General features: G+C 69.5%; 9 protein-coding genes, 1 rRNA gene, 2 pseudogenes and 1 riboswitch. Of the genes and pseudogenes, 11 read left to right on the forward strand and 1 reads right to left on the reverse strand.

Annotation, left to right across the window (positions count from 1 at the left end; all coding sequences use genetic code 11):
* The 11 genes and pseudogenes from rrf to AB0P07_RS03680 form a co-directional block, all read left to right on the forward strand.
* A 5S ribosomal RNA gene (gene rrf / locus AB0P07_RS03630) occupies window positions 1–95 on the forward strand; the annotation flags it as partial.
* A 109-nt stretch (window positions 96–204) separates the two neighbouring features.
* Window positions 205–813: a CDP-alcohol phosphatidyltransferase family protein gene (locus AB0P07_RS03635; RefSeq protein ID WP_365544560.1), complete on the forward strand. Its 609-nt coding sequence runs from the start codon at window positions 205–207 to the stop codon at window positions 811–813.
* Window positions 814–925: 112 nt separating this feature from the next.
* Window positions 926–3421 carry a mannose-1-phosphate guanyltransferase gene (locus AB0P07_RS03640; RefSeq protein ID WP_365544563.1) on the forward strand — a complete coding sequence of 832 codons (2496 nt, stop codon included), beginning with the start codon at window positions 926–928 and terminating at the stop codon, window positions 3419–3421.
* A gap of 107 nt (window positions 3422–3528) precedes the next feature.
* Entirely contained in the window at window positions 3529–4425 is an 897-nt protein-coding gene (locus AB0P07_RS03645; protein ID WP_365544566.1) for a DUF881 domain-containing protein, read from the forward strand.
* Complete coding sequence (locus tag AB0P07_RS03650) at window positions 4422–4754, forward strand: small basic family protein (RefSeq protein WP_003977440.1); 333 nt, start codon at window positions 4422–4424, stop codon at window positions 4752–4754. Before AB0P07_RS03645 ends, AB0P07_RS03650 begins: the two co-directional genes overlap by 4 nt.
* A 5-nt stretch (window positions 4755–4759) precedes the next feature.
* On the forward strand, window positions 4760–5617 hold the full coding sequence (locus AB0P07_RS03655) for a DUF881 domain-containing protein (protein WP_365544569.1): 858 nt from the start codon (window positions 4760–4762) through the stop codon (window positions 5615–5617).
* A 61-nt stretch (window positions 5618–5678) separates the two neighbouring features.
* On the forward strand, window positions 5679–6617 hold the full coding sequence (locus AB0P07_RS03660) for an FHA domain-containing protein (RefSeq protein ID WP_365544572.1): 939 nt from the start codon (window positions 5679–5681) through the stop codon (window positions 6615–6617).
* Between the two features lie 43 nt (window positions 6618–6660).
* Window positions 6661–7401, forward strand: coding sequence for a MerR family transcriptional regulator (locus tag AB0P07_RS03665; protein WP_365544575.1), 741 nt, complete (start codon window positions 6661–6663; stop codon window positions 7399–7401).
* A gap of 129 nt (window positions 7402–7530) precedes the next feature.
* Window positions 7531–8004 carry a bifunctional nuclease family protein gene (locus AB0P07_RS03670; protein WP_102928911.1) on the forward strand — a complete coding sequence of 158 codons (474 nt, stop codon included), beginning with the start codon at window positions 7531–7533 and terminating at the stop codon, window positions 8002–8004.
* Between the two features lie 186 nt (window positions 8005–8190).
* Window positions 8191–8880 (forward strand): MerR family transcriptional regulator, encoded by a 690-nt coding sequence (locus tag AB0P07_RS03675; protein ID WP_365544578.1) that lies wholly within the window; start codon window positions 8191–8193, stop codon window positions 8878–8880.
* A gap of 89 nt (window positions 8881–8969) precedes the next feature.
* Window positions 8970–10501, forward strand: a pseudogene (locus tag AB0P07_RS03680) (DNA polymerase IV).
* Here AB0P07_RS03680 and AB0P07_RS03685 read toward each other — a convergent pair.
* Window positions 10423–10794 (reverse strand): annotated as a pseudogene (locus AB0P07_RS03685) (PRC-barrel domain-containing protein); the annotation flags it as partial. The pseudogenes AB0P07_RS03680 and AB0P07_RS03685 overlap by 79 nt on opposite strands.
* Before the next feature lie 150 nt (window positions 10795–10944).
* Window positions 10945–11040, forward strand: a riboswitch (glycine riboswitch).
* Window positions 11041–11172 lie beyond the last annotated feature (132 nt).

The following is an 11172-nucleotide window of genomic DNA, read 5'->3' on the forward strand; positions in this document are numbered from 1 at the left end:
AAACGCCCGGTTACATTTCGAACCCGGAAGCTAAGCCTTACAGCGCCGATGGTACTGCAGGGGGGACCCTGTGGGAGAGTAGGACGCCGCCGAACTCCTATTAGAGCTCTGGCTCTTGGGCACACAGCCCGAGAGTCAGAGCTTTTTTGCGTTGAGGTAAGGTCAGTGAGCATCATTGGCTCGTTTCCCCCAGGAGGCCCCCGCGTGGAGGTCCAGGAGACCCGCGTGCAGACTGACCGGGTCCTCACCATCCCGAACATCCTCAGCATGGCGCGCCTGATCGGCGTGCCCGTGTTCCTGTGGCTCATCCTGCGACCCGAGTTCGGCGGCCCGCAGAGCGACGGCTGGGCGCTGTTGGTGCTGGCCTTCAGCGGGGTCAGCGACTACCTGGACGGCAAACTCGCACGGCGTTGGAATCAGATCAGCAGCCTCGGCCGGCTCCTGGACCCGGCGGCCGACCGGCTCTATATCCTCTCCACGCTGGTGGGTCTCACCTGGCGCGAGATTCTCCCGCTCTGGTTGACCCTTGTACTGCTGGCCCGGGAAGCGATGCTGCTGGTGATGGTGGGTATCCTCCGGCGGCACGGCTATCCGCCGCCGCAGGTGAACTTCCTGGGCAAGGCCGCCACCTTCAACCTCATGTACGCCTTCCCGCTGCTTCTGCTGAGCGACGGAAGCGGATGGATCGCGTCACTCGCCGCGGTTTTCGGATGGGCGTTCGCAGGATGGGGTACAACCCTGTATTGGTGGGCAGGTGCTCTCTACGTGGTGCAGGTCCGCCGCCTGGTTCGTGCGGACGTCGCAGCCGATTGAACTCGCTGATTGTGTGGTCCCGGTGGCCGGATGGCCCCCGCTGCAAAAGTGCGGGACCCTGGACGGGTGAAGTCGGCTAAACCGTCGTCTCTCAGAGGAGGACGCTTCCGACATGAAGGCCGTCGTGATGGCTGGAGGCGAAGGCACGCGCCTTCGTCCCATGACCTCGAGCATGCCCAAGCCGCTCCTGCCGGTGGTCAACCGGCCGATCATGGAGCATGTGCTCAGGTTGCTCAAAAAGCATGGGCTCAACGAGACCGTCGTCACCGTCCAGTTCCTGGCCTCGCTGGTCAAGAACTACTTCGGTGACGGCGAGGAGCTCGGAATGGAGCTCACCTATGCCAACGAGGAGAAGCCACTCGGTACCGCCGGAAGCGTCAAGAACGCCGAGGAGGCGTTGAAGGACGATGCCTTCCTCGTCATTTCCGGCGATGCCCTGACCGACTTCGACCTCACCGACCTGATCAATTTTCACAAGGAAAAGGGTTCGCTCGTCACCGTGTGCCTGACGCGCGTGCCCAACCCGCTGGAATTCGGCATCACCATCGTCGACGAAGAGGGCAAGGTCGAACGCTTCCTGGAGAAGCCGACCTGGGGCCAAGTCTTCTCGGACACCGTGAACACCGGGATCTACGTCATGGAGCCGGAGGTCTTCGACTACGTCGACCCCGATGTGCCCGTGGACTGGTCCGGTGATGTCTTCCCGCAGCTGATGAAGGAAGGCAAGCCCATCTACGGCTATGTCGCCGAGGGCTACTGGGAGGACGTCGGTACCCACGAGAGCTACGTGAAGGCCCAGGCCGACGTTCTGGAACGCAAGGTCGACGTCGACATCGACGGCTTCGAGATCTCGCCCGGAGTGTGGGTCGCCGAAGGCGCGGAGGTACATCCCGACGCCGTGCTGCGCGGTCCTCTGTACGTCGGCGACTACGCCAAGATCGAGGCCGGCGCCGAGCTCCGGGAGCACACGGTCGTCGGGTCCAACGTCGTCGTGAAGAGCGGTGCCTTCCTGCACAAGGCCGTGGTGGCGGACAACGTGTACGTCGGACCGCACAGCAATCTGCGGGGCTGTGTGGTCGGCAAGAACACCGACATCATGCGGGCTGCGCGGATCGAGGACGGCGCGGTCATCGGCGACGAGTGCCTGGTCGGTGAAGAATCGATCATCCAGGGGAATGTGCGGGTCTACCCGTTCAAGACCATCGAGGCCGGTGCCTTCGTCAACACCTCGGTGATCTGGGAATCCCGCGGGCAGGCCCATCTCTTCGGTGCTCGCGGAGTCTCCGGCATCCTGAACGTCGAGATCACTCCGGAGCTCGCCGTGCGGCTGGCCGGGGCGTACGCGACCACCCTGAAGAAGGGGTCCACCGTCACCACGGCCCGCGACCACTCCCGCGGTGCCCGTGCGCTGAAGCGCGCGGTGATCTCCGCGCTGCAGGCCAGCGCCATCGACGTACGCGACCTGGAGAACGTACCGCTGCCCGTGGCGCGGCAGCAGACCGCGCGGGGCAGTGCCGGCGGGATCATGATCCGGACGACCCTCGGCGTGCCGGACTCCGTCGACATCATGTTCTTCGACGGACAGGGTGCCGACCTGTCACAGGGCAGCCAGCGGAAGCTGGACCGGGTGTTCGCGCGGCAGGAGTACCGGCGGGCGTTCCCCGGCGAGATCGGGGACCTGCACTTCCCGTCCAGCGTGTTCGACTCGTACACCGGATCGCTGCTGCGCAACGTCGACATCACCGGCATCGCCGAGTCCGGGCTCAAGGTGGTCGTCGACGCCTCCAACGGCAGTGCGGGGCTGGTGCTGCCCAGCCTGCTCGGCAAGCTGGGCGTGGACTCGCTGACGATCAATCCCGGTCTCGACGAGGCCAGGCCCACGGAGTCGGCCGACATGCGGCGGTCCGGGCTGGTGCGCCTCGGGGAGATCGTGGCGTCCTCGCGGGCCGCGTTCGGCGTGCGGTTCGACCCGGTCGGTGAGCGGCTGTCGCTCGTCGACGAGAAGGGTCGCATCATCGAGGACGACCGGGCTCTGCTGGTGATGCTCGACCTGATCGCGGCCGAGCGGCGCAGCGGCCGCGTCGCCCTCCCGGTGACGACCACCAGGATCGCAGAGCAGGTCGCCGCCTACCACGGCACGCAGGTCGAGTGGACGACCACCTCGCCGGACGACCTGACACGGGTCGGCGGCGAGGAGGGTGCGATCTTCGGGGGCGACGGCAAGGGCGGCTTCATCGTCCCCGAGTTCAGCAGCGTCTACGACGGCACGGCTGCCTTCGTGCGGCTGATCGGGCTGGTGGCGCGCACGCAGCTCACGTTGAGCCAGATCGATGCGCGGATCCCGCGGGCGCACGTGCTCAAGCGGGATCTGGCCACCCCGTGGGCCGTCAAGGGCCTGGTGATGCGGCGGGTCGTGGAGGCGGCCGGCGACCGGTTCGTGGACACCACGGACGGGGTGCGGGTGGTCGAGACCGACGGGCGCTGGGTGATGGTGCTGCCCGATCCGGCGGAGGCGGTCACCCATCTGTGGGCCGAGGGCCCCGACGACGCCTCCGCGCAGGCACTGCTGGACGAGTGGGCCGCGGTGGTGGACAGCGCGGGCCGGTAAAACGCACCGCACGCGCGCGTGCCGGACAAGTGTCCCCAAGGGGGCCTGTCCGGCACGCCGGTGGGGCCATTCGGAGGTAGTGGCGGTGGCGTGCGACGATGTGCGGCATGCCGCAGCCACCCCCCGTTCGGAGCACATCCACGCGGCCCGCGCGTCCGGACGCGTCCATGTCGTTGCTCACGAACGTCATGGACCACAGCCTCGACGACGGCTATGCCGAGGCCGCCGCGCGGAAGAAGGCCGACGGCAGCGGCGGACTGCCCAAGACACTCCGCGCCAAGCTGGGCCTGGCGCTCGGCCTCGTGCTCGCGGCCCTGGTCGTGACGGTCGGGGCGGCCCAGGCGCGGGTCGCCGCGCCCGTCGTCGCGAAGGAACGTGAAGAGCTCGTCGACCGCATAGAGGGGGAGACCTCGGCGGCCGACAAGCTGGAGAAGAGCGTCGACGAACTGCGCGACGACGTGAACACGCGTCGGCGCGAGGCGCTGGAGAAGAGCGGCGAGGGCGACCGGCCCGACCTGGTCGGAGTCCTGGCGGGCGCGGTCGAGGTGCACGGCCCGGGTGTGAAGCTCGTGGTCGACGACGCCAAGGACGTGGGCACCGGAGCCGACGGGAAGCCGCGCGGCACCTCGGGCTTCTCCGACACGGGCCGGGTGCGGGACCGGGACATGCAGCGCGTGGTCAACGGGCTGTGGGAGTCGGGCGCCGAGGCGATCTCCATCAACGGGCAGCGTCTGACGGCGCTGTCGGCGATCAGGGCCGCGGGTGACGCGATACTGGTCGACAACAGGCCGCTGGTGCCGCCGTACACGGTGCTCGCGGTGGGGGACGGCGAGCGGCTGAGCGCCGCGTTCCAGGACAGCGCCGACGGACTGTACCTGCACGCGCTGCAGGAGAGCTACGGCATCCGGACCGCCATCTCCGTCGCGGGCGACCTCGAGCTGCCGGCCGCACCGAGTCTGATCGTACGTACAGCACAGCCGATAACCGAGAAGGGCACATCGTGATCGCCGTACTGGGCCTCGTCGTGGGAGTCGTGGCCGGATTGCTGGTCCGGCCCGAGGTGCCGGCGGCCGTGGAGCCGTATCTGCCGATCGCCGTCGTGGCGGCGCTGGACGCCGTCTTCGGCGGTCTGCGGGCCATGCTCGACGGAATCTTCGACGACAAGGTCTTCGTGGTGTCGTTCCTGTCGAACGTGGTCGTCGCCGCGCTGATCGTGTTCCTGGGTGACAAGCTGGGCGTCGGCGCCCAGCTGTCCACCGGTGTCGTGGTGGTCCTCGGCATCCGCATCTTCTCCAACGCCGCGGCGATCCGCCGGCACGTCTTCCGGGCGTGAGGCCGATGAGCGAGCACGACGAACAGAGCGCCAACCGGCTGCGCAGGGAGCTGCCCGAGGAAGTGGCGCCGGAGGAGCAGGCCGGCGCGGACGCCCCGGCGGGCGATCCGCCGCAGGACGCGCAGGGGGAGCGGAACGGGGTGACCGGCAGGCAGCGGCTCCTGAAGGGGCTGTGGCCGCCGCGCCTCACCCGGGCCCAACTCATCGTCGCCCTGCTCCTGTTCGGGCTCGGTTTCGGCCTCGCGGTCCAGGTGGCGTCCAACAGTGACAGCGACAGCGCGCTGCGGGGCGCCCGCCAGGAGGATCTCGTCCGCATCCTCGATGAACTGGACGACCGGACTCAGCGTCTTGAAGACGAGAAACAGGGCCTGGAGAAGCAGCGCGACGAGCTGGAGAACAGCTCCGACCAGGCGGAAGAGGCCCGTAAGCAGACGCTCGAGAAGGAGCGGCAACTGGGCATTCTCGCGGGCACCGTGGCCGCGCAGGGGCCCGGCATCACGGTGACCATCGAGGACACGAAGGGGACGGTCGAGGCGGACATGCTGCTCGACGCGATCCAGGAGCTGCGCGCCGCGGGCGCGGAGGCGATCCAGGTGAACGGCGTACGGGTCGTCGCCGGCACGTACTTCGCCGAGGCCGACAACTCCGTCAGCGTCGACGGGAACAAGATCAACGCGCCCTATCGTTTCCAGGTCATCGGCAAGCCGCAGGACCTCGAACCGGCTCTCAACATTCCTGGAGGAGTGGTGCAGACTCTGGAGAAGGAACAGGCCACCGTTACCGTTGAGCGGTCGAGCAAGATCGTCGTGGACGCCTTGCGAGCGGCGAAGCGGCCTGACTACGCTCGGTCGTCCTCCCAGTGAACCGGCGGTGCATGGGGGGCGTCCGGCGAGGGCATGAGGTTGCGGGGGGTCGGCGCACCGATTGGGTGGTGCGTGGTGGAAACTGTCTGGTGGAGACGGACGTTGTGAAGGTGTCCGGGTCGGTCAGTGCGGTCAGCAAGGGTTCGTCCTGCCCCACGGGCGGGTCTGTTTCGGTCAAGGGGAATCGCCCGTGAAGTTGTTTGCGAAGTTGTTCGGCAAGAGCGCGCGAGAGGGCGGCGGCGAGAACGCGACCGCCCGCCATCGCGCACAGCCCGACGCGGAGGGCTCGCGCCCGATGTTCCGGGACCAGGTGGGTGGTCCCGGCGCGCCGTCTGTTGACCCTGCTCAGTCCAGCGGCATAGGTTTCGGCCAGCCCTCGGCCCCGGGTGCGGGTGGAGGCTTCCACCCCGACCCGTACGCGTCGAACGCCCCGGCGGGGCAGGCGCGGCAGGAGGATCCGTCCATGGCGGCCCTGGTGTGTACGAGGTGCGGCAACCGCAATGCGGAGAACAGCCGCTTCTGCTCCAACTGCGGCGCTCCACTGCGGGCCGGCGCGGTCCCGGAGCGCGCGTCCGAGACGACCTCCACCATCTCCATCTCCGGTCTGGAGGCCTACGACGCGGAGGTCACCGGCCAGACGGCGATGCCGGCGCTGTCTCCCGAGGCGCAGGCGGCCGTGGACGCGCTGCCGCTGGGCTCCGCGCTCCTGGTCGTGCGCCGGGGGCCGAACTCGGGCAGCCGTTTCCTGCTGGACGGCGAGCTGACCACCGCCGGACGGCATCCGCAGAGCGACATCTTCCTGGACGACGTGACGGTCTCGCGCCGGCACGTGGAGTTCCGCCGCAGTCCGGACGGTTCGTTCACGGTCGCCGACGTCGGCAGTCTGAACGGCACGTACGTCAACCGGGAGCGCATCGACCAGGTCGCCCTGTCCAACGGTGACGAGGTGCAGATCGGCAAGTACCGGCTGGTGTTCTACGCGAGCCAGCGGGGTTACTGACCGCCCCCGGGCCTCCCGCCCGGGGAACCTCCAGGGAAGGTCCATGTTTCAAACACCGAGCGACGGCGCCGGGCAAGGCGCCGTCGCCACGGACAGTGGGCTGATGAGCATCGGCGCAGTGCTGAACGCGCTGCGTGACGAGTTCCCCGACATCACCATCTCCAAGATCCGGTTCCTGGAGTCGGAGGGGCTCGTCGAGCCGCGGCGGACCCCGGCCGGGTATCGCAAGTTCAGCGCGCACGACGTCGAGCGCCTCGGCGAGGTGCTGCGCATGCAGCGGGATCACTATCTGCCGCTCAAGGTGATCCGCGAGCATCTGGACGCCGTGGAGCGCGGTGAGGCGGTGTCCCTGCCGAGGGTCGGCCGCCAGCGGGACGGGGACGCGGCCGTGCCGGAGTCCGACGAGAGTCCGACGGTGGCCAGGGTCGGCCGTGACGAGCTGCTCGCCGCGGCCGGGATCGGCGACCAGGAGCTGGCGGAGTGGGAGTCGTACGGACTTCTCGCCCCGCTGGCCGACGGGGCCTACGACGCCGAGGCGGTCACCGTGGCGTCGCTGGTGGTGCAGCTGGGGCGGTCCGGGATCGAGCCGCGGCACCTGCGGGTGATGAAGGCCGCCGCCGACCGGGAGGCCGGGCTCGTGGAGCAGGTCGTCGCCCCGCTGAAACGGCATCGCAACCCGCAGACCAGGGCGCACGCGGAAGACCGCACCAAGGAGCTGGCGGGTCTCGCGGTGAAACTGCACGCGGCGCTGGTGCAGACCGCCCTGGGCGTGCGGCTGCCCTGAAACGTGCGGGGCCGAGCAGCCGGGCCGCCCGCCCGGTCCAGACGCGGATCGCCCCGAACCGGACCCGGATCGCCCACGCGAGCCCGGCCCGACTACCCAAACGTCCCGAACACGGCCTAGGGTTGCTGTGTGAACGAGCTCGATGTCGTAGGTGTCCGGGTCGAGATGCCCTCCAACCAGCCGATCGTGCTGCTGCGCGAGGTGGGCGGCGACCGTTACCTTCCCATCTGGATCGGACCGGGGGAGGCGACGGCGATCGCCTTCGCCCAGCAGGGCATGGCTCCCGCACGTCCGCTGACCCACGACCTGTTCAAGGACGTGCTGGAAGCGGTCGGGCAGGAGCTCACGGAAGTCCGCATCACCGACCTGCGGGACAACGTCTTCTACGCCGAGCTGGTCTTCGCGAGCGGGGTCGAGGTCAGTGCCAGGCCGTCCGACGCCATAGCGCTGGCTCTGCGCACCGGCACGCCGATCTACGGCAGCGAGACGCTGCTGGACGACGCCGGCATCTCGATTCCGGACGAGCAGGAGGACGAGGTGGAGAAGTTCCGCGAGTTCCTCGACCAGATCTCGCCCGAGGACTTCGGAAGCAGCAACCAGTGAGGGACGGGTGCGGGTCCGGGGCTGTGCACGGCCCTGAACGGGCACATCCGACTAGCTTTTCCCGGAACTGGGCACGGGAAACCACTCGTAAGGTGATTATCACTCGGCGTGCCGAGTGTGGCGATCGTTGACGCACCCTTGGTGACTGCCTACCTTCGAGGAGGCAGGTCAAGGACGGAGGTCGGCGTGAGAACCAGCGGCGACGGTACGGCTGGGGGTGGCCCCGGGCCCAGCCTCGGGGCAGGCGGTCCGTACCCTCCCCCGGGCTCCCGGCTTCGCGCAGGCGCGGGGGGCCACGCCCAGCACGGTGGCGCGGCCGATCCCGGTCCGCAGCGACCGGCAGCGGTGCCGACCAGCGGAAGGGCGACGTCCATGGCGTCCGAGCAGATCGGCTATCGCGGGCCGACGGCCTGCGCGGCCGCTGGCATCACCTACCGGCAACTCGACTACTGGGCCCGCACGAGCCTCGTCGAGCCCAGTGTGCGGCCCGCGCACGGATCCGGAACGCAGCGGTTGTACAGCTTCCGCGACGTGGTCGTGCTGAAGATCGTCAAGCGCTTCCTCGACACCGGGGTGTCGCTGCAGAACATCCGCACCGCCGTCCAGCACCTCAGGGAGCGGGGCTTTCGCGACCTGGAGCGGTTGACGCTGATGAGCGACGGCGCCACCGTATACGAGTGCACCTCCCCCGACGAGGTGCACGCACTGCTCCAAGGCGGTCAGGGCATCTTCGGGATCGCCGTCGGAGCGGTGTGGCGGGACGTGGAGAGCGCGCTGTCCCAGCTGCACGGGGAGCGGATCGACACCGGCGAGACCCTCGTCGGGCACAATCCGGCCGACGAACTGGCCCGGCGACGCAACAACCGGGCGGTCTGAACGCCGCCGCGCGCACCGATCTCTTCCCCCGGGCGATCCTCCCGCGGGTGACGGCGGCATTGTCAGTGGCGTAGGGCAGCATCGGAGATGTGAGAACCGAGCCCACGATCCTGCATCTCGACATGGATGCCTTCTTCGCCTCGGTGGAGCAGGCGTCCAAGCCGAGCCTGCGTGGGAAGGCGGTCGTCGTGGGCGGCCTCGGACCACGCGGCGTGGTCGCCACCTGCTCGTACGAGGCGCGGGTGTTCGGGGTGCACTCCGCGATGCCCATGGGCCAGGCGCGCCGGCTCGCTCCCCACGCCGCCTATCTCGTTCCGCGCTTCGAGCTCTACCGGTCGATCAGTGAGCAGGTCATGCGGCTGCTGCGGGAGCTGTCGCCCCTGGTGGAGCCGCTGAGCCTGGACGAGGCGTTCGTGGACCTGGAGGCCGGCCGGACGGCCTGGGACGCGGCGTCGGCGCGGCTCGCCGGGACGAAGCTGCGCGCGGACATCCGCGCCGTCACGGGCCTCACCGGCTCCGTCGGGCTCGCCGCCTCCAAAATGCTCGCCAAGATCGCCTCGGAGGAGGCCAAGCCCGACGGACTGGTCCTCATCCCGCCGGGGACGGAGCGGGCCATGCTGGAGCCGATGACCGTGCGGACGCTCCCCGGGGTGGGACCGGCCACGGGGGACCACCTGCGCCGGGCGGGGATCACCACGGTCGGCGAGATCGCCGAGGCCGGCGAGGACGAGTTGGTGCGGCTGCTGGGCAAGGCACACGGCCACGCGCTGTACGCCATGGCGCTGGCGCGGGACGAGCGGCCGGTGGTGGCCGAGCGGGAGACCAAGTCGGTGTCGGTCGAGGACACCTACGACGTGGACATCCACGACCGGGTGCGGGTCGGCGTAGAGGTGGGACGGTTGGCGGACCGCTGCGTGCGGCGGCTGCGCGCCTCCGGCCTGTCCGGGCGCACGATCGTGCTCAAGGTCCGCAGATACGACTTCTCGACGCTGACGCGCTCCGAGACGCTGCGCGGGCCCACCGACGACCCGGCGGTGGTCCGGGAGGCCGCCGCGAGACTGCTGGACTCGGTGGACACCACGGGCGGCGTGCGGCTGCTCGGGGTGGGTGTGAGCGGCCTCGCCGACTACACGCAGGAGGACCTGTTCGCCCAGGCGGCGGGGGACCGCCCCGAGGAACCTGCCGAGGAGCCCGAGACCGTGCCCGTCGAGCAGCACAGCCCCTCGCCCGCGGAGCGCCGGTGGCCCGCGGGGCACGACGTACGGCATGCGGAGCTGGGGCACGGGTGGGTGCAGGGCAGCGGACTCGGCCGGGTCACCGTCCGGTTCGAGACGCCGTACTCCGAGGTGGGCCGGGTGCGGACCTTCCCGGTGGACGACCCTGAGCTGGTCCCGGCGGACCCGCTCCCGCTGGTCGCCCCCGCGGTGCGAAGACCGGGTGGAGAACCCGCCGGCCGGCCCGGCGGCGGAGCCGGCGGGGACGGGGCCGCGAGACGGGTGGCCGGGTAAGGGGTGCCCGGATGGCGCGGGCGGTGCGTCAGCCGTCGTCCTTGCCCTTGCCGGCCAGCTTGCCGAAGTCGTGGTCGGGCGGCGGGGGAGAGGCGGCCACGTCCAGGCCGTAGTGGTGGTAGAGCTGGAGCTCCTGTTCCGGCGAGAGGTGCCGGCCGACGCCGAAGTCGGGCGCCTCCTTGATCAAGGAGCGGTCGAAGGGCACGCGCAGGGCGCCGTCGACCAGCTCGCTGGGCTCCAGGGGGACGAAGGCGTCCCGGCTGAAGAGGCCGGTACGTATCGCCGCCCACTCCGGCACGCCGGTGGCATCGTCGAGGTACACCTCGTCCACGGTGCCGATCCTCGTGCCGTCGCGGTCGAACGCCTTGCGGCCGATCAGGTTCCGCGGATCGATGTCTGTACGCACGGGGCCCTCCACTTGATCGCACCACTGGGCCGCACTGGGGTCGCACACCAGCCGCCTAATCATCCGTAAGTACTACAAAAGAGCACAAGTGGCCGGTCGGCCACTCGAGGGTCGTGCGGGTGCCTCGCTGGTACGCTGGCAAACGGCCGCTGACCCCGCGCGGGAGAGTCCTCCGGACACCACCGGAGGCGCCGAAGGAGCAAATCCTCCCCGGAATCTCTCAGGCTCACGTACCGCACGGACGAGGTCACTCTGGAAAGCAGGGCGGGTGTCGACGGCTTCCGCTCTCACCGACGGTGAAAGCCGGGAGAGCCCCAGGGCTCGCCCGGTGAAGCTCTCAGGTTGAGATGACAGAGGGGGAGGCCGTCCGGGTACCCG

The organism is Streptomyces sp. NPDC085944 (assembly GCF_040686295.1).
In the GTDB taxonomy this organism is placed as follows: Bacteria; Actinomycetota; Actinomycetes; order Streptomycetales; family Streptomycetaceae; genus Streptomyces; species Streptomyces salinarius.